Annotated in this window: 24 protein-coding genes, 1 tRNA gene and 1 pseudogene; 4 read left to right on the forward strand and 22 right to left on the reverse strand. The window is 38.2% G+C overall.

From position 1 onward, the window contains the following. Positions 1–473: 473 nt before the first annotated feature. Together ACYQY7_RS00870 and ACYQY7_RS00875 are read left to right on the forward strand one after the other, a co-directional pair. Complete coding sequence (locus ACYQY7_RS00870) at positions 474–1607, forward strand: diglucosyl diacylglycerol synthase (protein ID WP_461200279.1); 1134 nt, start codon at positions 474–476, stop codon at positions 1605–1607. 75 nt (positions 1608–1682) lie between these two features. After that, the gene (locus ACYQY7_RS00875) at positions 1683–2603 is read left to right on the forward strand and encodes a CobW family GTP-binding protein (RefSeq protein WP_461200280.1); all 921 of its coding nucleotides are present in this window, start codon (positions 1683–1685) and stop codon (positions 2601–2603) included. A gap of 12 nt (positions 2604–2615) precedes the next feature. Here ACYQY7_RS00875 and ACYQY7_RS00880 read toward each other — a convergent pair whose 3' ends face one another. The 19 genes from ACYQY7_RS00880 to ACYQY7_RS00970 all read right to left on the reverse strand — a co-directional run bounded on the left by ACYQY7_RS00880 (position 2616) and on the right by ACYQY7_RS00970 (position 18309). Then, the gene (locus ACYQY7_RS00880; protein ID WP_461200281.1) at positions 2616–3212 is read right to left on the reverse strand and encodes a ribonuclease H1 domain-containing protein; all 597 of its coding nucleotides are present in this window, start codon (positions 3210–3212) and stop codon (positions 2616–2618) included. A 75-nt stretch (positions 3213–3287) separates the two neighbouring features. Next, positions 3288–3380: transfer RNA gene (locus ACYQY7_RS00885), tRNA-Ser, on the reverse strand. Between the two features lie 50 nt (positions 3381–3430). Next, positions 3431–4390, reverse strand: coding sequence for an MBL fold metallo-hydrolase (locus ACYQY7_RS00890; RefSeq protein WP_461200282.1), 960 nt, complete (start codon positions 4388–4390; stop codon positions 3431–3433). A gap of 2 nt (positions 4391–4392) precedes the next feature. Continuing rightward, positions 4393–5025 carry an NUDIX hydrolase gene (locus tag ACYQY7_RS00895; protein WP_461200283.1) on the reverse strand — a complete coding sequence of 211 codons (633 nt, stop codon included), beginning with the start codon at positions 5023–5025 and terminating at the stop codon, positions 4393–4395. Continuing rightward, complete coding sequence (locus ACYQY7_RS00900) at positions 5025–6005, reverse strand: ABC transporter permease subunit (RefSeq protein ID WP_461200284.1); 981 nt, start codon at positions 6003–6005, stop codon at positions 5025–5027. The genes ACYQY7_RS00895 and ACYQY7_RS00900 overlap by 1 nt, the downstream gene beginning before the upstream one ends. Further along, on the reverse strand, positions 5998–6909 hold the full coding sequence (locus ACYQY7_RS00905) for an ABC transporter ATP-binding protein (protein ID WP_461200285.1): 912 nt from the start codon (positions 6907–6909) through the stop codon (positions 5998–6000). The genes ACYQY7_RS00900 and ACYQY7_RS00905 overlap by 8 nt, the downstream gene beginning before the upstream one ends. Beyond that, positions 6909–7700, reverse strand: a complete 792-nt coding sequence (locus tag ACYQY7_RS00910) for an SGNH/GDSL hydrolase family protein (RefSeq protein WP_461200286.1) — start codon at positions 7698–7700, stop codon at positions 6909–6911. Before ACYQY7_RS00910 ends, ACYQY7_RS00905 begins: the two co-directional genes overlap by 1 nt. A gap of 98 nt (positions 7701–7798) precedes the next feature. Further along, complete coding sequence (glnA, locus tag ACYQY7_RS00915; RefSeq protein ID WP_461200287.1) at positions 7799–9160, reverse strand: type I glutamate--ammonia ligase; 1362 nt, start codon at positions 9158–9160, stop codon at positions 7799–7801. Between the two features lie 270 nt (positions 9161–9430). Beyond that, complete coding sequence (locus tag ACYQY7_RS00920) at positions 9431–9631, reverse strand: cold-shock protein (RefSeq protein ID WP_003398700.1); 201 nt, start codon at positions 9629–9631, stop codon at positions 9431–9433. A gap of 188 nt (positions 9632–9819) precedes the next feature. Continuing rightward, the gene (locus ACYQY7_RS00925; RefSeq protein ID WP_461200288.1) at positions 9820–10380 is read right to left on the reverse strand and encodes a thioredoxin family protein; all 561 of its coding nucleotides are present in this window, start codon (positions 10378–10380) and stop codon (positions 9820–9822) included. Between the two features lie 83 nt (positions 10381–10463). After that, complete coding sequence (locus tag ACYQY7_RS00930) at positions 10464–12929, reverse strand: U32 family peptidase (RefSeq protein ID WP_461200289.1); 2466 nt, start codon at positions 12927–12929, stop codon at positions 10464–10466. Positions 12930–13057: 128 nt separating this feature from the next. Beyond that, positions 13058–13675, reverse strand: coding sequence for a hypothetical protein (locus ACYQY7_RS00935; protein WP_461200290.1), 618 nt, complete (start codon positions 13673–13675; stop codon positions 13058–13060). Positions 13676–13758: 83 nt separating this feature from the next. Continuing rightward, positions 13759–14253, reverse strand: coding sequence for a zinc metalloprotease (locus tag ACYQY7_RS00940; protein ID WP_461200291.1), 495 nt, complete (start codon positions 14251–14253; stop codon positions 13759–13761). Positions 14254–14504: 251 nt separating this feature from the next. Continuing rightward, positions 14505–15170, reverse strand: coding sequence for a nitrous oxide reductase accessory protein NosL (locus ACYQY7_RS00945; protein WP_461200292.1), 666 nt, complete (start codon positions 15168–15170; stop codon positions 14505–14507). 101 nt (positions 15171–15271) lie between these two features. Then, positions 15272–15481 carry a DUF6501 family protein gene (locus ACYQY7_RS00950; RefSeq protein ID WP_461200293.1) on the reverse strand — a complete coding sequence of 70 codons (210 nt, stop codon included), beginning with the start codon at positions 15479–15481 and terminating at the stop codon, positions 15272–15274. 14 nt (positions 15482–15495) lie between these two features. After that, positions 15496–15699, reverse strand: coding sequence for a hypothetical protein (locus ACYQY7_RS00955; RefSeq protein WP_461200294.1), 204 nt, complete (start codon positions 15697–15699; stop codon positions 15496–15498). Between the two features lie 111 nt (positions 15700–15810). Further along, positions 15811–17019, reverse strand: coding sequence for a threonine ammonia-lyase (gene ilvA, locus ACYQY7_RS00960; RefSeq protein ID WP_461200295.1), 1209 nt, complete (start codon positions 17017–17019; stop codon positions 15811–15813). Positions 17020–17190: 171 nt separating this feature from the next. Continuing rightward, positions 17191–18087, reverse strand: coding sequence for a manganese catalase family protein (locus ACYQY7_RS00965; protein WP_461200296.1), 897 nt, complete (start codon positions 18085–18087; stop codon positions 17191–17193). Positions 18088–18102: 15 nt separating this feature from the next. After that, positions 18103–18309, reverse strand: a complete 207-nt coding sequence (locus tag ACYQY7_RS00970; protein WP_461200297.1) for a YuzF family protein — start codon at positions 18307–18309, stop codon at positions 18103–18105. A 174-nt stretch (positions 18310–18483) separates the two neighbouring features. On the opposite strand from ACYQY7_RS00970, the pseudogene ACYQY7_RS00975 reads away from it, so the two are divergent. Beyond that, positions 18484–18634 (forward strand): annotated as a pseudogene (locus ACYQY7_RS00975) (ATP-binding protein); the annotation flags it as partial. A 24-nt stretch (positions 18635–18658) separates the two neighbouring features. On the opposite strand, the gene ACYQY7_RS00980 reads toward ACYQY7_RS00975, so the two are convergent. Beyond that, positions 18659–20074, reverse strand: coding sequence for an alanine/glycine:cation symporter family protein (locus ACYQY7_RS00980; protein ID WP_461200298.1), 1416 nt, complete (start codon positions 20072–20074; stop codon positions 18659–18661). A 152-nt stretch (positions 20075–20226) separates the two neighbouring features. Here ACYQY7_RS00980 and ACYQY7_RS00985 point away from each other — a divergent pair, with 152 nt between their 5' ends. Next, positions 20227–21567: an MATE family efflux transporter gene (locus ACYQY7_RS00985; protein WP_461200299.1), complete on the forward strand. Its 1341-nt coding sequence runs from the start codon at positions 20227–20229 to the stop codon at positions 21565–21567. Between the two features lie 27 nt (positions 21568–21594). Here ACYQY7_RS00985 and ACYQY7_RS00990 read toward each other — a convergent pair whose 3' ends face one another. Then, positions 21595–21708 carry a YjcZ family sporulation protein gene (locus ACYQY7_RS00990; RefSeq protein WP_003398685.1) on the reverse strand — a complete coding sequence of 38 codons (114 nt, stop codon included), beginning with the start codon at positions 21706–21708 and terminating at the stop codon, positions 21595–21597. 26 nt (positions 21709–21734) lie between these two features. Beyond that, positions 21735–21839 (reverse strand): YjcZ family sporulation protein, encoded by a 105-nt coding sequence (locus ACYQY7_RS00995; protein WP_021094060.1) that lies wholly within the window; start codon positions 21837–21839, stop codon positions 21735–21737. Positions 21840–21842: the final 3 nt, after the last annotated feature.

Raw genomic sequence — 21842 nt, forward strand, 5'->3', positions numbered from 1 at the left:
ATTATACCAAATCAGGAACCTGTCTTTTTTTCTCCCACAAACATTTTACTCATACTTATATACTTATATAAACAAGTAAAGATTTTGTAAAGAAAAATGAAACTTCATTATTTACTCCTCTCCTTTCAATAAAAAATTCGCAAGGGACTTTTTCCCATGCAGATGGAGCGCAAAAAACGCAAGGAACTGAACCTTCCCTGCAGCATGTAAGTGCTTATTACTTAAAATTGGAAGGTTAAACAATCTCTCTTTGTTCAATTGTGCAATATACTCCCATCATTGTCGTCATGGTTCTTTTCTCCTTCCAAAATCATTTTATGTAGTAAATGATGATTCATATATGTGTTTGTAAATGGATTTTTTAAAAAAAATTATTAATGAAATATTTACATTTCCCTCCTTTCCTTTTTATATTTTCACAACATTCATTTGTTACATTACAAATACATTCGGATGAACAAGGAGTGACGTGTATGCACGAAACAAAAGTATTGATTTTAACTGCAAGCTTTGGAAACGGGCATATGCAAGTAGCAAAAACAATTGAACAGGAATGTATGCGTCAAGGTATCGAACATGTCGTTGTATCGAACTTATTTGCCGAGTCGTATCCACGTATGAACCATATGACAGAATATATGTATTTAAAAAGCTACAGCATCGGAAAGCCTATTTATCGTCTGTTTTACTATGGTATCGAGAAAATATATGACAAGAAATTTATGAACTGGTTTTATTATATGGGGAAAGAGCGGCTCATGGCACTATTAACAAGCGAAAAGCCCAATATAATTGTCTATACATTTCCAATGATTGGTGTTTCACAATTTTTATTCCAACACGGTTTCGTAATTCCGACGTTTAGTGTTCTAACAGATTATTGTTTGCACAAAATATGGATTCACCCGTACATTGATCAATATTACGTCGCTACAAACGATTTGAAGCGACAAATGGTATGCGCAGGTGTTCCTCAATCGAACGTTTGTGTAACGGGTATTCCGATCCGATCGACTTTTGAACAAGTCATGTCACCTTCTGCTATTTACAAAAAATATAATATATCTCCTGAAAAACCAGTTATTTTAATGATCGCAGGTGCTCACGGTGTATTAAAAGATATAAAAACGATGTGCAAAACGTTGATTCATGAACATGTACAATTGGTTGTTGTATGTGGAAATAACGAAATGCTCCGGATGAAGATGCAAGCGTTAGCGGCGCAATTTCCTGAACGTCTCCGCGTATTTGGCTATGTTGAACGGATCGATGAATTACTTCGAATCGCAACGATTGCAATAACAAAACCGGGTGGAATTACATTAACAGAAGCAACTGCATTAGGAGTTCCTCTTATTTTATATAAACCGACACCAGGACAAGAAAAGGAAAATGCATTATACTTTTCAAAAAAAGGCGGTGCAATTCTCGCAGAACATATCGATGAATGGCATATGCATGTTCATCGGCTGTTGCAAAGTAAAGAAGCACTATTAGATATGAAATATGCTATGCGCTCTTTGTATCATCCTCATGCAGCATCAAACGTTGTGCGTCATATGCTACAGGTGGCAAGAGAAAAGCAGTTGCAGACGCTTCCATCGTGAAGAAGCTTCTTTTCTGTTGCGATTCGACGCATTTTTGACTATGATCAAGAAAGAAGGTGAAGAAAGGAGCATTCTATGAAACATATTGATATATATATATTATCAGGATTTCTCGGAAGTGGAAAAACGACATTATTAAAGCGAATGCTACAAAATGAAAAAAAACACGGACGGAAAGTAGCAGTAGTAATGAATGAAATCGGTCAAATATCCATTGATTCACACGCTGTTTCAGAAGATGTTATACTAAGTGAGTTATTAAGCGGTTGTGTATGTTGCACAATTCAAGATCAATTTGAAGTAGAGCTTTATTCGTTGCTCCATGAACATGCATTAGATGTGATTTATATTGAGACAACAGGGGTCGCTCATCCCATCGAAGTACTTGATGCTTGCATGTCGCCATTATTTGCTGATCGCATTCAAATGAGAGGTATTATCACAACAATTGACGCCATGCGTTGGGGCGATCGTCATCAACTTTCCATCCCATTGCAAATGTTGTTAAAAGAACAAGCTCGTCACGCGGATGTGTTAATTGTGAATAAGACAGATGAATTACGTCCCGATGAACAAGCAAAATTGTCGTTTGAGTTACAAGCGATCAACAGCGAAGCACGTATTATTTTTACAACGTTTTCTAACGTACGAATCGAAGATATTGAATTGTTATCGAAGCGTATGCGGGGCGAACATGAGCGACTGAATATCGAGCGACTGCGCATTCAAACGTACGTACATACATTTACTAAACCGATTGATTTAGACATGTTTGAACAATGGGTGCGACAATTGCCTGATACTATTTACCGCATGAAAGGATTTTTGCGTTTTACCCATACGAGCGGAATTTATGCTTTTCAGTATGCGTACGGTACACCGCTTTATATGAAAGAAGAGATGAGCGTACCGTTACATTTTGTTATCATCGGTGAACAACTTGATAAACAAAAACTAAAACATGAACTTGATAGCGTGCAAAAAGGAGAGGGATAGCCCCCTCTCCTTTTACTTTCGTCCAAAATCCGCTTTAATTTCACCCCATTGTTCTGTTTCCCACTTTATAATTTCATTTACATAATGGTGTGTACGCAACCAAGCTTCAGCACGTTCAATAAGCTGCCAGACACGTTCTGTTTTAGTGGTGCGAGCAAGCGTTGTATTTGCTTTTTTCCCTTTCACCCATTTTATAGCTGTCGCAGAATCAGAATAAACGGGCAAACTTTTGTTTTGTTGTTGTAGCCATGCTAATGCATGGACAATAGCTAAGAACTCACCAATGTTGTTTGTTCCAATCATCCGCCCGACATAAAACAATTGTTCTCCTGTTTTCGTGTGTACACCCCGATATTCCATCCATCCGGGATTTCCGCTACATGCTGCATCAACGCAAATGCTTTCTTCGATATAATTCGTTAAGTGTGTTTTATTTTTTGTTGCATAGTTTACAGCCGAACCAGAGGCAAATGCTTGCTCTGCTTCTTCTTTCGATAAAAATGAGCGATATTTTGCACCTGGAATACCAATAACGTATGGTTTACACTCATCCCAAGAAGAAAAAATGCCTGTTTTTGCCCCTTCCCAAACAACGTAATATTTTTTCAATATGTCACATCCTTATAAATTGGAATAAAAAAATAAAATTGAAGATCACAAAAGGAGAAAGACAAGAGGAGAATATGGCGGAGGAGGGGGGATTCGAACCCCCGCGGGCTTTGACACCCCTATCGGTTTTCGAGACCGACCCCTTCAGCCGGACTTGGGTACTCCTCCGTATGGTGGGGTGCCAAAGAAATTATAGCGAAAACATGATTTTTCGTCAATTATCTTTTTTGTTTTTCTATATAATCGACAAGTCCCATCGCACACACTTGTAAATCAAGTTGGAGTAACTTATATACATCTGCATCATCTGGTACTTGCTGTTTACGTAAAAATGTTTGAACGATGTGAAATAAACAGTTGAAAACAGCTTCTGTTTTTTCTGCGAAAGATTTATGCATTTGTTCATTCACAATTTCGTTGCTTTCTTGAACGAAAATAGGTAGCCAATAATGGAGTTGTTCCCAAACCGTTTGTACATTTGTTGACATACCGAAATGCCCAAAATATATACGATCTGGACGTAACGCCATAAATTTCTTAATTGATGCGATCATAGCTTCTGGATCAAATTGGTTTGGTGATGTAGACGGCAAATATAACTCAACGTAGTATGAAAGTAATTGTGGGTAAAAAACACCTGCCGTATCACCTGTAAAAATGCCGTTGCTTTTTTCATCATAAATAGAAAAATGGTGATTCGCATGTCCTGGTGTATGAAGAAATGTCAGTTTGCGATCTTTTCCGATTTGCAACGTTTCTCCATCTTCTTTTACAATTAACCGATTTTCAGGAATGGGAACGATTGGGTCAAATAACGCCTCAAATTTTTCACCATAAACCGCTTTTGCTCCTTGAATGAGACGAGATGGATCTGCTAAATGACGCATACCTTTCGGATGAACAAACACGTGCGCATTTGGACAATGTTTCAATAATAAACCTGCTCCACCAGCATGATCTAAATGAATGTGTGTGACGATAATATTTTTTATATCGTGCAAATCAATAGATAATGCTTCTAATCCTTTAAGTAAATGTGGGATAGATGGACTCGCGCTCGTTTCAATAATTGTTATTTCTTCTTCCCGAAAAACGTATGCCCCTGTTCGCTGAGCAGTTTGTAAATCATATAAATCAATAAGTGAAATGCCAAATCCTAAATCAACAGGTTGTGACATGACTATTCTCCTTTCTCTTTTTGAATGAGTTGAGTGAAATGATATACAATTTTGGCTGTTAATCCCCAGATCACCTTGTCTTTGTAGTAATAAAAATGTTCCTCCATGTGCCGTGGGCGCCAATTATACTCCCTTCCCCCTGGGATATCGTCAAACGGAAAATCGTCTTCCGGTTTTGGCTCAAATGAAACACGATATATTTTTGGTTTTGTTTCTAAGAAGAAAGACAGTGGCACAGTAAACACATCTTTTACTTCTTTCTCATTTATTTGCATACAAGTAATATTAGCAAAACCAACAAATGGATAAATAACCATACCAAATGGTGAAAATATATAGTCAAGCGGGACGATATGTGTAATATGTTTCTTTTCAATCCCTAACTCTTCACACGTTTCTCGCATAGCTGTTTCCCTTGGACTTTGATCACACGAATCCATTTTCCCACCCGGAAAACAAATTTCTCCCGGCTGACGACGTAGTTGCAGTGAGCGTATTTCAAATAAAACAAACACCTCATCGTTTTGTTGGATAAGCGGGAGAAGTACAGCGTATTGAGCAAATTTGTCAAAATCCATGATCGTTGGCGTTCGTTTTTGTAATTCATTGATCAACGTGTCAATCATTTTATTCATTAGTAAACATCCCTTTTCGTAAATACATAAAAAGAAACAATTAGCGCAACAACTGCCCAAGTGGCGAGCACAGTCATTGAAAAAGAAAGTGTCATCCCATCAATAGGTGGCGCCATGCCGCTAATATAACTTGTGAGTCGTAAATTTACCATAAACAAATATTTCGCAGACTCCCACGATGATACCATACTTGATAAAATAGCTCCTGAAATCAGAGCTGCGAGCATAATCCCCATCGCTGCGGCTGTGCTACGTATTAACACCGATAACATAAATGTTAGTGTCCCAACAACGAGCGACACAAAAAAAGCGAGACCAAATTCCATAAGTAAGTATTTCCATTGGGGAATCAGATGAACTGTTGTCGTATTTAATTCTTCACCTTGAATCGAAAATCCTGTTAAAAGCGGCAAATTCCATCCACCATATCCAAATACGATACCAGAAATCGCGTATGATAAAACGGCAACAGAAAACACGATAAACGATGTGGATAAAATCAAAGCGATATATTTGCTCATTAAAATTTTCCATCGTTTCACAGGACGTGTCAACAGCAGTTTGATCGTTCCTCCGCTTGCTTCTGATGAAACAAGATCAGCTGCAATTACCATAACAAGCAGTGGCAAAAACAATTCAATCGAGTTTTCAATAAACATGCGCATAAATGTCGGAGCACCGGGCGCCATCGGATTAATATCATTATCTAAATAGTATTGTTGTTGCTGTAAACGAATTTTGAGAAACTTTTTCCATTCTTCAGAAATTCCTGTTGAGTTTAAGCGATTTTGTGTATCGATGATTTGTTGTTGCAGTTGTGTGCGCCAATCTGTTGTTCCAATGCGTTCTCGAACCGTTTCGATCTGTTTAAATTGCGCATATGTAAATAAACTAACGAGAACAGCTACGATGGCTGCAATGATAAATAGTCGTTTTTTACGAACAATTTTTAACATTTCGTTGTACACGAGATTAATCAATCGTTTCCCCTCCTGTTAATTCAATAAATAAATCTTCAAGTGTTGGAAGTTTTCGCTCGATTCCGCTGACAAGCACCCCTGCTTCAATTAACCGAGTATTGCAACGAGCAATAGTTTCGTTTGATTCATAAATCGTAACGATCGCTCCATCCTTTTCACCGATGATAGTTGTCTCATTTTCTAATATTTCTTTAGCTGTATTAATCGGGATAACATTCCAATATGTCCGTGCTTGTTCTTGTAATAAATGTTCGACCGTATCAATGCGAATAATCTCTCCTTTGGACATAATGGCAACACGATCGCACATGAGTTGTATTTCACTTAATAGATGTGATGAAACGAGCACGCTTAATTGTTCATGTTCAGCAAGTGATCGAATAAATTGTCTCATTTCGCGAATGCCGACAGGATCCAAACCATTTGTTGGTTCATCTAAAATGAGCACTGTTGGTTTTCCAAGAAGTGCTTGCGCAATACCGAGGCGTTGACGCATGCCGAGTGAATACGTGCGGACGAGATCATGAATCCGATTTTGTAAACCGACGAGTTCGACTACTTCTTGAATGCGATGATCGGTAACCGCTGGAACCATACGTGCAAAATGCTCAAGGTTTTCCCAGCCGCTTAAATATGGATAAAGTTCAGGGTTTTCTACGATACAGCCAATGTGTTGAATCGCTTTTGTAAATTGTTTTTGTAAGTTATATCCACAAATCGAAATCGTTCCGGATGTCGGTTGAATTAATCCGACAAGCATGCGAATGGTCGTTGTTTTCCCTGCACCATTTGGGCCTAAGAAACCAAACACTTCACCTTTTTTTAACGAAAACGAAAGACCTTTAATAATTTCCTTTTTTCCAATTGTTTTTCGTACGTTTCGTACAACTAACGTTTCTTCCATTATTTTTCCCCTTTCGTTAACGTAATGAGCGACGCAACACGTTCACCGATTCGTTTATATCCTTCTTTGTTTGGATGGAATTTATCTGTATACAAATAGTCGTTGACTTGCAGTTCAAATAAATCATATGTTGGAACGCAAATGATTGATTTATAGTCGGCCGCTACTTCAGATGCTGCATAATTCCAACTGCGCACAACAGCAGATGTTTCTTTTCCATTGTCTAAATCGTTAAATGGATTGTATAAAGCGATATAAAATACAGTTGCATCATTATTTACTGTGCGAATAAGTTGGAAAATCGTATGTAGCTGCTCAACAAATTTCTTTTTTTCCTTTTCAATTTGGGCATGGGATAGGTTCCTTAGTGCTTCTCCGCCTTGAAATAAGTCATTTCCTCCAATCGTCATTAAAATGATGTCCGCCTCTTTTAATTGGCGTTGCACCTCTTTTTGTTTTAGTTGATTGATGAGTTGAGGAGAGCGTTGTCCTTTAATTGCCAAATTTGTGAATTGAATGTGTTGATTTGTCCGTTTTTTTAAGTCATCTACAACATATCCAACGTACCCTTTCCCTGTTTCATCTCCTGTCCCACGTGTTAATGAGTCACCAAGGGCAACGATAGAAAGTCCGTTATTTTTCTGTATGTTTGAAGTTGCTAGTTTTGTTTGTTTGATCGAGGAAGCTTTGTAAAAAAATTGGTCTTGAATCGTGACGACTAAGCCAACAACCCATAATAACATTGTTGCGGTACAAATCAACACGATCATCGTAATGATTCGTTTAGACACAATATCACCCTTTCGTTATTCTCTATGTACCATCATAAACCATTTGTTGTACAAACACATAATGAAAATATGCAAAAAGCGAGCACAATCGCTCGCTTTTAAAATTTCGCTTGATAATGTTCAATTTCCCAAGCATGGACTGCTGTTCGATAGCTATCCCATTCGTTCTTTTTCAATGCGACATACTCACCAAATACGTGGTTGCCTAACGTATGACGTCCAATTGTTCCATTTTCTAATTCTTCAATCGCTTTTCCTAAACTACCTGGAAGGTTTTCGATACCAAGCTCCGCGCGACGTTCAACAGTCATATGGAAAATGTCTTCATCAATTGGCGATGGACAAGTGAGTTGTTTTTCTACTCCATCAAGTCCTGCCTCAGCAATGACTGCAAACGCTAAATACGGATTAGCAGATGGATCAGGACAACGAAGCTCAACGCGTGTTGCTAATCCTCGTTTCGCAGGAATGCGAATCAGTGCGGAGCGGTTCGATGCTGACCATGCAATATAACAAGGTGCTTCATATCCTGGGACAAGACGTTTATATGAGTTTACAAGTGGGTTTGTAATGGCTGCGAAACTTTTTACGTTTTGCAATAAACCAGCAATGAATTGGTATGCTGTTTCAGATAATTGATTGTCGTCCGATGGATCAAAGAAAGCATTTTCACCGTCTTTAAATAACGAAATGTTCACATGCATTCCTGAACCATTAATACCGAAAATCGGTTTTGGCATAAACGTAGCATGTAATCCGTATTTTTTAGCGATCGTTTTAACAACCCATTTGTATGTTGTCGCATTGTCGGCAGCACCGAGGGCATCGGCATATTTGAAATTAATTTCATGTTGCCCTTCAGCAACTTCATGGTGGGAAGCCTCAATTGTAAATCCCATAGCCTTTAACGCACGATAAATATCTAAGCGAACGCGTTCTCCAAGATCTTTTGGAGATGGCTCAAAATAGCCGCCGTTATCTTGAGGTGTTGTTGTCGGATTTCCATTTTCATCTGTTTTAAACAAGAAAAACTCTAATTCAGGGCCAACGGAGATCGTATATCCTTTTTGTTTCGCTCGTTCAACTGTTTTTTTCAATACGTTACGTGGATCGCCATCAAATAACGTTCCGTCTGGATTCATCACAGAGCAAAGAAAACGTGCTTCTGCATACCCCTCTCCTACTGTCCATGGTAGTACTGCAAATGTTTGTAAATCAGGAAGTAAATATAAGTCTGAGCGATTGATTGGCGAAAAACCTTTAATTGAAGATCCATCAAACATGATTTTTCCTTCTACTACATCATCTAGTTGTTCCGCTGTTACTGTGACGTGCTTTAAAACACCTTCAATATCAACAAATTGTAAATGTAATAGTTCAACATGTTTTTGTTTGATGATTTCTTTAATTTGTTCAAGCGTCGAAGTGTTTGTTTGTTCAGAGACGAGTAGTTCATTCATGTCACATTACCTCACATTATTATGTATAGTTTTATAACATGAGTTTATTATATGGAATCATTCATCATTTTTCAATAGTTTTTTATCAAATTTTCTGTATTTTTATTTAAAAAAACACACTCCTGATATGAGCGTGTTGAACAAACAAAAACGACGGAAACCCTACCTCTCTTCCGTCCTTGCAGCTCCGAAGCTGCGCCAGTGAGAATTTGTTTCGTTGCATATAAAAACGAGATCTCACGAAAAGCGAGATCCCGTACGTTTGACTATTTATGCTTTTTGCACGTTTGCCGCTTGCGGCCCACGGTTGCCATTCACGATGTCAAATGTTACTTTTTCGCCTTCTTCCAACGTTTTGAATCCAGTACCTTGGATCGCTGTGAAGTGAACGAATACGTCTGTACCTCCGTCCGTCTCAATGAATCCAAAACCTTTTTCTGCATTAAACCATTTTACTTTACCTGTGTTCATGTGAATTCCTCCAAAACAATTTTAAAAATTGACCACCGTTTCATTACTCATAAAACAAAAGCTACACTTTCGTCAAGTCCTTATAAGATGAACCTGACAAAGGTGCAGCTTATAACGATCATTGATATAACGAACGAAATGGTACTTCTTAAGTATATAGGCTTGAAACAAAAATGTCAAATGTTTTTTTATTTTTCTTTCCACTTGATACTACAACCGATACTCGGTTTTTGTTCTTTCGGAACAGGTTTCCCTAATAGCAATGCGTCTAAAGCTGTTCGAATCGAAGAACCTGTAACCGGGATTCCGTTACCTGGTCGTGAATCATCGAGTTGACCACGGTAAACACATTGTAGTTCACTATCAAATATGTAGAAATCCGGTGTGCATGCAGCTTGATATGCTTTCGCTACTTCTTGTGTCTCATCAAATAAATATGGAAATGGATAGCCAAGCTGTTCAGCTATCTCTTTCATTTTTTCAGGGGAATCATCTGGGTATTTTTCCACATCGTTTGAATTGATTGCGATAAACGAAACTCCTTTTGGTTGATAATCATAGGCTAAACGAACAAGTTCTTCTTGAACATGTTTAACAAATGGGCAATGGTTGCAAATAAACATGATTACTGTTGCAATATCCGATTTGACATCTTCTAATCGTACCGTTTTTTCAGTAATGACGTTGACAAGCTCAAACGATGGCGCTTTCTCTCCTAATGGAAACATATTTGATTCAACAGCTGGCATAGAAATCACCCTTTCTTTTTTCGTTCATTTACTATTATAGCAAAATGTACACATATGAAAAAATAAGCGAGTCCTAAGCCCGCTTATTTTTTGATTAGCTGTCCGCGCGTGACACCAAGTTGATTAATGGCTTTTAGTGTACGCCATACGCTTGTGCCGCTTCGCTTTCCTTCGAGTGCCTCGCGATATAATGTAATAACCTCTTCCACTTTTTTTGCTGGTTCTTCTAAAAATTCAACTCGATATGAACGGACACCGAGCGATAAAAAGTTCGGAATGTATTCGGCACCAGATTGCTCGATCGCATTGTACACCGTATTGCGACAGCCGATATCGACACGAACAGGATGAAGCATACCGATACGATCTCGCAAGGAGACACGATGTTTTTCACATGGTCGCCCACAGTTTGTAAAATCGGTTCCTTGACTTAAAAATGTACAATATACACAATGCTCAGTATGAAACATCGGCAAATGCTGATGAATGACAATTTCAATATGTTCGGTTGGGGCTGCCTCAAGTAGATCAATCATTTGTTGAATGTTTAAATCGTATGAAGGTGTAATCCGATCAAGTCCTCGGGATAAAAATAATTGTGCAGACAGATGGTTTGAAATATTAAGTGAAAAATCACCAATTAACGTTTGCCCAACTGATTGACTCGTATAATATTGTACAGCTCCCAAACTACGCACTAAAATGGCATCTGGCTCGGCTTTTAAAATTCCTCTCAAAATTCCGTTTTCTCCAGGCATATGAATGCGTGGAGTGGCTAAAGCAATTGGCTTATTTGCAGTTCGTGCAATCTGTACAGCCTTCGGATAATCGGTTGTAAATTCGAAATCAGCATACACCATTTCAACATCTGTATCACATACCGCTTCGACTTGTCCAAGCGTACGGCAAAGCGCCATTAAAGAAGGGGTCTTTGCTTGTTGTTTTTGCCGATAAGGAGATGTTAAATCAATCGGTTGTTTGCTGTATAATCGCGGCCGTTGTCTTTGTTCAATGAGTTGTTCAACAGCTTGTCTTCTTATTCGGTTTAATTCTTTAACAGGAACAATCACATCACCTGTGATATACATATGAACATCTTTTAGTTCAAAAATTGTTCCGCCTAATCTCCCAAATTGTTCTTTTATAAATTCTAGTGTTAACGGTCGTTTTTGAGCAACATCTAACAACTGCTCAGATTGAACGATTACTTCATTTCCTGTCGTTTCATCGTACCATGTCGAAATGAGCGGTTCCCCTGCTTCACCGTACACATGCACAGTTAGCGGAAACAGCCGATATGGTCGCTCGGTTTCAAACGTTTTACGCAAGCGACGTTCAAGTTCTTGATCGCTCGTTTTCCAAATGCGATCTCCGACATGTATACGTGTTAAATTGATGTCATGTCGGCCAGGGATAATTTCAACGACACCTTTTTCGACTTCACCCTCGACTTTTTTTCCGTGTTTTCGTAAGTCATACACGCGGCCGCCTTCTTCTTTTTCTTCTGGACGTCCTGCATCAAATACGATGCCATCCCCACGTTTTAACGGAGCTTGCACCTCACATAAAACACCGTCTTTTAATACTTTTTTAACCGTTCCAAGAAATACACCACGACTTTTTGGAAACGTTCCATCAACAAGCTGTTTGTTGTTCGTTCCTTTTAAAAATCCATGTGTAAATCCACGACTAAAACTTTGTTGAAGTTCGCGTATTTCTTCTTTCGAAGGGGTATAATGTCGCCCCGCTAAATATTCATCAATCGCTTTTCGATATTTACTAACAACATTAGCTACATATTCTGGTGATTTTAATCGACCTTCAATTTTAAATGTGCTAACTCCCGCCTCAATAAGCTCTGGAACGAGATCAAGAGCAGCTAAATCTTTCGGTGAAAGTAAATAAGCGACGTTTCCCATTTCTTTTTGCTCGCCATCAACGATTAAATCGTATGGCAGACGGCAGGCTTGAGCGCACTCACCACGATTGGCAGAACGCCCTCCCCACATTTCCGATGTTAAACATTGTCCGGAATACGATACACAAAGCGCCCCGTGAACGAACACTTCCAATGGTACATTCGTTTTCTCGGCAATTTTTTGAATGTGTGTTAAATTATTTTCCCGACCGAGCACCATGACTTCTAAATGATACGGCTTTAAAAATTCAACCGCTTCTGGAGATGTGATGGTCATTTGTGTCGATCCGTGAATCGGAAAATCAGGTGACATATCACGAATGAGTTGAACAAGTCCTAAATCTTGTACGATGAGCGCATCTACCCCTGCATCTATACATGCTTCAACTAACTGCTTTGCTTCTTCTAGTTCATTTTCAAAAACTAAAATATTAAAAGTGACATATCCGCGAACATTGTATTTATGCAAATAAGCCATGACATCCTTTAATTCTTCCATGCGAAAATTTTTTGCCCGTACACGCGCATTATATTTATCGACACCAAAATAAACGGCATCTGCACCGTTTGCGACGGCGGCACGAAGACAATCCCAATCTCCGGCTGGTGCTAATAGTTCAATTCGTCTCACAACTAGTCAACCTCTCTATTTTTTATCATGGACAACAATATATTACCGAATATACGTAGCTTTTGCCAACAACGAAAAAAAGACCTGAGCACTCAAGTCTTCAATTAAGGAATGGAGGGATAAAATGTTTAGTAAATATTAAACTTTTTCATCAATTCCTCTTTAAATTTATAATTCTTTTCTTCATGAGGCACACCAACTTTTTCGCCATCATTACCAGGAATATCAATGTTGTGTTTACCCTCATTGACACCAGAAATTACGTACAGATCATCGTATTTAAAATCGGGCACAAGAAGCAGCATGTAGCTATGGTTTTTATCCATGTTTCGGTAGTTATTAATTGAAAATTTAGTCTTTCCGGGCATAATACCATTATCGTAAACGTAGCTTGGTTCAGCTACCTTGATAATATCCCCAGCTTTATAATCGTGAGTAGTTCTATTTTCAAGGACCTTATTTATTTTAAACTGAGTAATTGTATACGCATCTACTGTAAACCCTCTCTCATCGAATGTTACGAAGTTCTCACTTTCAATTGGTTTTCCAGTGACAACAAGTTGAGAAAAGGTAATCATTTCATCTACTGTGTTAAAGCATACTTGTTTAGCATCAATAGTTGATAAACTTACTTTTTTATCAGCCGACATATACCATAGACTTGAGCCGAGAGAAATAAAACCTAACAGAGCTATTGAAACAATGATAATCTTATTTTTTTTCATATTCGTAATATCTCCTTTCATCTATTAATTTCCCCATTTTTGTTTTAGATGGTCTTTATCCGTCTGTTGAGGGGATCCGTATGTTGTTAGTTCATACTCCTTCATTACACAGAGGCACCTGAATTGTCATTATGTCTCAAGCTTAGTGCGTGTCCAAATTCGTGAATAATAACGTCAGTTGATTCAGCAGAAGTTAGTGTGTTCATTTGAGGTGTATTGAGTCGAATTCTTGAACGATCCCTTGCATCCTCCGAATTTACTTGACGCCATCCGAAAAAGCCATACGTCCAATAATCTGCGGTAGCATAAACGGTCGAGCCTGAGATAGTTCCTGCATAAACAACAATGCTATAATATGTAGGCTCAGAAGTGACTTGTGAAATAGCAACCTTTGAAGAAATGTTATTCCAAGTTGCATATGCGGTGTCTGCACGATTATGGTAACCTGCACTGGAAACACTAGCATCACGCCAATACTTAAGGTTTTGTGCCCCAGTATATCCATTAGGATTATAATGATCTGAGTGGGCGTTAACTAAGATGGTTGGTAGTAAAAAAGCTAGCGCGAGAATAAGTAATAAAATTCTTTTGACTTTCATAATTTCATTCCTTTCTATAAAATGTTAATTTCATGGATATCGTTCTCCATCGATCCTCTTCATTCCTTTCTTTTTTACAAAAATATTTCGTCACAAGCGAAGAAGCATAGAATAATGGCGAAATGTTATTCTTGGGAATCCTATACTCATTAAGCACCATTTCATTTCAATGTATATATTTCTGATTTATATCTAACAATACGTTAATTGTAGTTTTCAAAAAATAAAAAAGCCGCCCAAAAGGCAGCTTTTTAATTATGGTTATGCCCATCGTTGTTCATATTTCCATCTTGATGACCATCTTGTTGCATATTGTCGCTATGACCGTGACCTTGTCCATCGTTTTTATTTTGCATCATTTGTTTCTTTTTCATATAACGTTCGTGAGCGACTTTGTCAACATCGTCCCATGATACAATCATTGCATTCGGTTGTTCACTTATAAATTTATCAGCATCTTCTTTCTTTGCAAAAAACGCATATCCGTAGTTCATCGGTGTTTTAATATCTGCTTTCACCACTGTCGCGTTTTGTAATTCAATCCATTCTAATGTATTGTAATCACGTACATATTTTTTTGTAGCTTCACCGTGATCTCGTTCATAGTTAAACAAACACCCGATGTCATCAAAAAACGATACGTCACCGTTTTCAGTTGCAGATTTGGCAGTAAATTTTCCAAGCTCATGTTCTTTCGGATATACTTTCATATTACAAAATACGCACATCGTGTTTTCATCTGGCTCGGCCGTTGCTGCTTTCGCAAACACATCTTCTTCATTTGACTGTTCTTTGTTTTGTTCTGTTTGTTTTTCCTCTGTTTGTTTTGTTTCTTCTTGCTTTTCCTCTGCTTGATTGTTGCATCCTGCTAGAGCGAAGAAAAGAGCACCGATCAACAGTACGATCCATTTTTTCATCACTAAGATCCCCCTTATTTTCGTTCAATCCGTAAGCGAGTATAATACATAATTGTGAAATTTATTTGAGAATGTTGTGTAAAAAATGAAAAAAAGCGGCATTACACCGCTTTTTCTGTAAAATAATGCTTATAATAGCCACCGACTTTGCCTCGATTATCGATAATAAAATAAAAATCATCTGTTTCACTTTTTACTTCATACTCTTTGCCTGGTGTTAATACGTTATGTACGATGTATTTTTCGGCATTTGTATGGTTACATACAACCTTTTTTATCGTTGGACGTTCGTGCCAGTTTAAATGAATCAAGATTGATTCCTCCTTCAAGAACCTTTATATTTATTTAAAAATTTAGCAAGCTCATGTAGTGCTTGTAATACTGCTAAATGTTTATCGTTTCCGCTCGCTTGTGTTGTGGCCACATCTTTAAACTTTGCATGCGCTTCGTACGACCCGTTCTTTTTATATACATCTACTCGTACGGTTCCCCTTGGGTGCGGAACGATAAAAAACTCCATTTGTTTCATTTGTTCTCCCCACCTTTAATGTCAATCGTTTATTTAATTTAATAATAGTAAAAAAGGCATCATTTTAAAAGCATTGTTTTACGTGAAGAAAAAAATGTACGATTTACGTTTTTAATCAAGACGACGAATCACGTATCCAGATTCTATCAACACACGCTGAATTTGATCAATATGCTCCCTATTTTTTGTTTCGAGGGAAAATCGCACTTCTGCTTGCCCTGGAAGAACGTTTGTCCCTATTCGTTGATGATCAATGGACATGACGTTCGCTTCTAAATCGGCGATAATGCGCAATAATTTATTTAACTGTCCCGGTTTGTCAGAAATGACTGTTGAAAATGTGACGAATCTTCCTGATTCAACGAGCCCTCGTTCAATAATTCGTGAAATGAGCGTTACATCGACATTTCCCCCACTTAAAATGGCCACAATATTTTTTCCTTCAAGCGGAATTTTTTTATACAATAAAGCTGCTAGTGAGCAAGCCGCCGAACCTTCAACAAGTAATTTATTTCGTTCGAGTAAATATAACATTGTTCGTGAAATATCTGTTTCTTCCACACAAACGATATCATCGACATATTTCTGTATGTATGAAAATGTTAAGTCCCCAATTCGCTTCACAGCAATCCCATCTGCAATTGTATTCGATGGAGTAATGATAATCGGTTGATTATGTTGTTTCGCTGCTGTCGTGCTCGCGCAAGCAGTCGATTCAACTCCGTATACGCGGATAGCTGGATTTTTTTGTTTCATTGCAATAGCTACGCCTGCAAGCAATCCACCGCCACCAACCGGACAAATAACGGCATCGATGTCATTCAGTTGTTCGAATAATTCTAGTCCGATTGTTCCTTGTCCGGCAATAACAGCTGGATCGTCAAAGGGGTGAACAAACGTTGCTCCTGTTTCCTGTTGCAACTTTCGAGCATATTCCAGTGATTCATCAAATACGTCTCCGTGTAGAATGACGTTGGCACCATAACTTTGTGTCGCTTGAATTTTACTTAATGGTGCTCCCTTAGGCATGACAATTGTGCATGGGATACCGATCATACGGCTTGAATAAGCAACTCCTTGAGCATGATTTCCCGCCGAGGCTGCAATAACCCCTCGACTTTTTTCCTCATCACTTAATGACATAATTTTGTTATATGATCCTCGCACTTTAAATGAACCTGTTTTCTGTAAATTTTCTAATTTCATGTATACTCGATTGTTTGATAAACGGCTAAATGTTTGAGAAAATTCAAGAGGAGTTTTATGTACAACGTTTTTCATTCGTTGTTGAGCTTCTTCAATATGTTGTAGTGAGATCAATGGTTTTCATCCTCCTTTGTGTCTTCTTTATTATATGTTATTTTTAACTACTCAATCAATTGTCTATTGTTTTTTTTCTTTTTACATTGATTATTTAGAACATAGTTTAATTAATTGAAAATGACGAAAGAAAAAGCTATGCGCCCGGCACAGCTTGTTATTTTCTTATTGTTACAATCCGGCAGATCGTTGCAGACGTTTCGCGATTTCAAGAAAATCTTCGTATGAAATGCCTGGGGCAAAGGTTTCCTCAACAGCTTCTAAATCTGGAATTGGGCCACCTGCTGGCGTACCTTGAATAACTTCAAGCTGTCCTCCATCAAGCGGATGCGTACCTTTCCAAATTTGTTTAACATCTTCATAATCATGTTCGCTAAATGTATACAATCTTCGGTGCCATCCCTGCGCTTCATATTTTCTTGCTGCATCAAACTTATCGTTACTTAAATTAGGGATTGGTAGCATTTTTGTAACATCAACCCCTGTAACAATTTGAAGGGCTTTAGCATATGCGATAACGTGAACTCCTCCTCGTACAAGTAAATAACCAATCATTTCTCTTGCGACAGGATGCTCCGTCATCTCATATACACGCATTTTATGTGTACGTGCACCACATTCTAAAAAGAAATTGTGCAATAAATCTAACACTAAGTTTCCGCTATTGAACACGTAGTCACCTGACCACGATTTTCCCATCGAATCTCCTGGCAACGCTGTTTGTGCAGTTGCAATAAAATGATATGTGTTTCGCTGACCCACCCCGTTTTGCATTGGCGTAATATCCGGGGCACCTTCATGCGTTGTTCCTGTTAAACATAAGTTTATAGCTGTTGTAACAAGCTCCACATGACCTAATTCTTCTGCAGTAATACTTGCAACTAAATCGTAAAAAGGCTTCAATTTTTTCTTTTCCCGAAAATTGAATGATTGAAACAAGTAATTATTTAATGTTGACATTTCTCCAAACTTTCCACCGAGTAACTCTTGAACGGCCGCTGCTGCATTAGCGTCCGCATACGTAGATTTTGGCAACTCAATTTGAAGCTTGTTTATTCTTGTAAACATCAAGTCCCCTCCTTTTTACTTCGGCATAATCCAAACGATTTGCTGGATGCGAACAAAAAAAAGGGTATCGCTACTTTTTAACACAATATGATCTGGCTTCACGTCTTGAATGATACCTTGCATATTTCCCCGTACTGTTTCGACCACTACCTCTCTTCCTTTAATTGTTTGTAACGTTTGGTAAACATAAGGGTCGATCAGAGACATAAATTGAGGTGTCATCTTCTTCCCTCCTTCTTATTTTTTCTTTCTCATCTTATTCATTTCTATTTTCGTTTATCACTTCTTTCATTTAGAACATAGTTTTATAAAAATGAATTTACATACTAGCTGATAAGGAATAGCGAAATGAGGTTTGCATTGATCAAAACCAACTGTTGCAAGTTTTTGATCCGTTTTTTTTCGATAAAGCCTACGGGAACGGGGCTTGGCTTATCTTTATCACGTAAAATTATTGAACTGCATAAAGGTTCAATGCGTGTTCCAAGTGAATTCAGTCACGGTTTATGTTTTAATTATTGAATTACCTGCTTATTTAAAAAAATGAGACTGCAGTCATGCAGCCTCATTTTTACACGTCTTTTTTGACGTTTACCCGTTCTTCTTTCCAACATTCTACTTCATGATCTACACCGATATTCCGCGCGTAAAATACTGGATTTCCCCCTTGTTTTCGTTGTGCCATATAATCCTGCAATGCTGCAAAAGCCACTCGACCAAGCAGGGAAATTGAAACTAAGTTCACGATAACCATAAACGCCATAAATAAATCAGCTAAGTCCCATACGATTTGAATGCTCGACACAGAACCCCAAACGACCATCCCTAATACAGCGAGACGGTACATAAGCAACGATGTTTTACTTGAACGAATAAATTCAATATTTGTTTCACCGTAATAGTAGTTTCCGATAATTGAGCTGTATGCAAATAAAAACACACTTACTGCAACAAATCCTTTTGCCCATTCACCAATATGTGTGCTTAATGCTGTTTGTGTTAAAGTAATTCCATCAAGCCCTTCTTTCATATAATCGCCTGATAATAAAATCATAAATGCTGTCGCGCTACAAACAACTAATGTATCAACGAATACACCTAATGTTTGAATAAGTCCTTGTTTTACAGGATGGGAAACTTCTGCTGTCGCCGCAGCGTTCGGAGCGCTACCCATTCCAGCTTCATTCGAGAATAAGCCACGTTTAATTCCCATCATGATTGCTGCACCGACTCCGCCACCGACTGCTTGTTCAATACCAAATGCATGTTTAAAAATTAATGCAAAGATAGCTGGTAATTGAGTGATATTTGTAAGTACAACATAAAACGCGATCAATAAGTATAAACCGGCCATCACTGGAACAATAATCGATGATGCTTTCGCCACGCGATGCACACCACCAAAAATAATAAATGCGGTCAAAATTGTAAGTACAACACCAATCACTGTTCGATCCATTTGAAAAGCATGTTCAAATGCAAACGTAATCGTATTTGCCTGGACGGAGTTAAATACAAGACCAAATGAAAACGTAATTAAGATAGCAAACAATACGCCTAACCAACGTTTTTTCAATCCTTGCTCAATGTAATATGCCGGACCACCGCGATAATTTTTTCCATTTTTAACCTTATAAATTTGGGCAAGCGTACTTTCAACGAAACTTGATGCACCGCCGATCAAAGCAATTAGCCACATCCAAAATACCGCACCAGGTCCGCCAACAGAAATGGCTAGCGCTACACCAGCTAAGTTACCTGTTCCAACGCGGGACGCTGTACTCATAAAGAACGCCTGTAACGACGAAATCCCACCTTTTTTTTCTGGTCCCTCTGTGATGACGCGGAACATTTCACCGAAATAACGAAATTGAACGAACTTTGTACGGAATGTAAAGTACAGCCCGAAGATGATTAAAAGAGCGATAAGAACATACGACCATAATATGTTGTTTAAAAATGATACAACTGTTTGGAATAATTGCATATTCGTCACCTCACCTAATGTTCTAATAAAAAACGGCTTTTCTAATGTAACAAAACTTAACATGAAAAGCAAGAGGGTTATATATGAATATATAAAAATAGTATGTTATAATATCGTCTGTCCACATTTTTTACATGTATTTGGAGGAGCCGATGAAAGAAACATATACGTTAAAAGAAAAAATAAAACAATTTTTACATATACTATTTCCGATTTTTCTCACGCAAATAAGCCTATATATGATGAACTTTTTTGATGTGATGATGACTGGAAAATATGGCGCTGTTGATTTGGCAGGTGTAGCCATCGGATCAAACATTTGGGTTGCTATATTTACAGGGATTGGGGGGATCTTGACTGGTCTAACTCCGATCGTTTCCCAAGCATTTGGAGCGAAAGAACACGAACATATTTCTAAAGCAGTGGAACAGGCGGTATATGTAGCGATCGTTTTTGCCTGCTTTGTGTTGACAATTATTTATTTTCTCGTCCCTATTTTATTGAAAAACATATATATCGAGAGCAATGTGCAAACTGTTGCCTATCAATATTTGCAAGCATTATGTATTGGTGTTGTTCCAATTTTCATTTATTACGTTCTCCGTTCGTTTATGGATGCCCTCGGTCAAACAAAGATTACAATGACGTTAACATTATGCTCATTACCTTTAAATATTTTATTGAATGATATGCTCATTTTTGGACGATGGGGCATCCCAGCGCTCGGTGGAGTCGGTGCAGGATACGCTACAAGTATAACGTATTGGTGCTTATTGATATGCGCACTTTTGCTCGTTCGCTTTCGCAAACCTTTTTCCACATATAATATACTGAAAAAGTTTAGCCCCATTTCATTTTATATTTGGAAACAATTAGTTTCGATCGGTACGCCTATTGGACTATCCATCTTTTTTGAAACAAGCATTTTTTCTGCTGTCACCTTGTTAATGAGTCAATTCGGAACAATGATAATCGCTGCCCATCAAGCAGCGATGAATTTTGCTTCACTTTTATACATGATTCCGCTAAGCATTTCTCTCACTTTAACGATTATTGTCGGCTTTGAAGTGGGAGCCAATCGTCTGGAGCACGCAAAACGTTATTGCATGGTTGGCATTACTTTCGCCGTGACGATGGCTATTGCTGCCTCTATCGTCCTATTGTTATTTCGTGAAACGATCGCTTTCCTATATACGAATGATAAACATGTGTTACAATGGACGAAGCAATTTTTGTTATATGCCCTATTTTTCCAACTTTCCGATGCCATTGCCGCTCCGATTCAAGGGGCATTGCGAGGATACAAAGATGTTCGATTCCCGTTTTTTATTGCACTTGTATCTTATTGGTTAGTCGGCTTACCGGTTGGATATGCACTAGCCCATTATACCGTTGCCGGACCGTTTGGGTATTGGCTCGGTCTTATTATTGGCTTAGCTTCAGGTGCAAGTCTATTATTCATGCGACTACGTCAAAAATGGAAACATGCATAAAAGCAAGAGGGAAATCCCTCTTGCTCTTCAGCACCAAGCCGCACCGACGATAATAAGCAAGATAAAGAGCACAACGATGAGCACAAATGTTTTTCCGTATCCTGGATAACCATAGCCATATCCACATCCATATCCGTACATAACATATTTCCCCCTTTATTGTTTAATTAATATCCCCAGCCACCAATATAAGCACTACCAACAATGATTAACAAAATAAATAATACAACAATTAACGCAAAGCCACCGCCATGATGATGTCCTCCACTCATCTT

It is taken from the genome of Anoxybacillus sp. TBDG-1, assembly GCF_054815885.1.

Excerpts from the sequence above, each read along its gene's own strand:
- ACYQY7_RS00990 (WP_003398685.1), bottom strand. The coding sequence starts at position 21,708 with ATGTACGGATATGGATGTGGATATGGCTATGGTTATCCAGGATACGGA.
- ACYQY7_RS00935 (WP_461200290.1), bottom strand. The coding sequence starts at position 13,675 with ATGAAAGGAGATATTACGAATATGAAAAAAAATAAGATTATCATTGTT.
- ACYQY7_RS00940 (WP_461200291.1), bottom strand. The coding sequence starts at position 14,253 with ATGAAAGTCAAAAGAATTTTATTACTTATTCTCGCGCTAGCTTTTTTA.
- ACYQY7_RS00870 (WP_461200279.1), top strand. The coding sequence starts at position 474 with ATGCACGAAACAAAAGTATTGATTTTAACTGCAAGCTTTGGAAACGGG.
- ACYQY7_RS00905 (WP_461200285.1), bottom strand. The coding sequence starts at position 6,909 with ATGGAAGAAACGTTAGTTGTACGAAACGTACGAAAAACAATTGGAAAA.
- ACYQY7_RS00965 (WP_461200296.1), bottom strand. The coding sequence starts at position 18,087 with ATGTTTACAAGAATAAACAAGCTTCAAATTGAGTTGCCAAAATCTACG.
- ACYQY7_RS00970 (WP_461200297.1), bottom strand. The coding sequence starts at position 18,309 with ATGACACCTCAATTTATGTCTCTGATCGACCCTTATGTTTACCAAACG.
- ACYQY7_RS00890 (WP_461200282.1), bottom strand. The coding sequence starts at position 4,390 with ATGTCACAACCTGTTGATTTAGGATTTGGCATTTCACTTATTGATTTA.
- ACYQY7_RS00985 (WP_461200299.1), top strand. The coding sequence starts at position 20,227 with ATGAAAGAAACATATACGTTAAAAGAAAAAATAAAACAATTTTTACAT.
- ACYQY7_RS00945 (WP_461200292.1), bottom strand. The coding sequence starts at position 15,170 with ATGAAAAAATGGATCGTACTGTTGATCGGTGCTCTTTTCTTCGCTCTA.
- ACYQY7_RS00875 (WP_461200280.1), top strand. The coding sequence starts at position 1,683 with ATGAAACATATTGATATATATATATTATCAGGATTTCTCGGAAGTGGA.
- ACYQY7_RS00980 (WP_461200298.1), bottom strand. The coding sequence starts at position 20,074 with ATGCAATTATTCCAAACAGTTGTATCATTTTTAAACAACATATTATGG.
- ACYQY7_RS00920 (WP_003398700.1), bottom strand. The coding sequence starts at position 9,631 with ATGAACACAGGTAAAGTAAAATGGTTTAATGCAGAAAAAGGTTTTGGA.
- ACYQY7_RS00955 (WP_461200294.1), bottom strand. The coding sequence starts at position 15,699 with ATGAAACAAATGGAGTTTTTTATCGTTCCGCACCCAAGGGGAACCGTA.
- ACYQY7_RS00895 (WP_461200283.1), bottom strand. The coding sequence starts at position 5,025 with ATGAATAAAATGATTGACACGTTGATCAATGAATTACAAAAACGAACG.
- ACYQY7_RS00995 (WP_021094060.1), bottom strand. The coding sequence starts at position 21,839 with ATGAGTGGAGGACATCATCATGGCGGTGGCTTTGCGTTAATTGTTGTA.
- glnA (WP_461200287.1), bottom strand. The coding sequence starts at position 9,160 with ATGAATGAACTACTCGTCTCTGAACAAACAAACACTTCGACGCTTGAA.
- ACYQY7_RS00925 (WP_461200288.1), bottom strand. The coding sequence starts at position 10,380 with ATGCCAGCTGTTGAATCAAATATGTTTCCATTAGGAGAGAAAGCGCCA.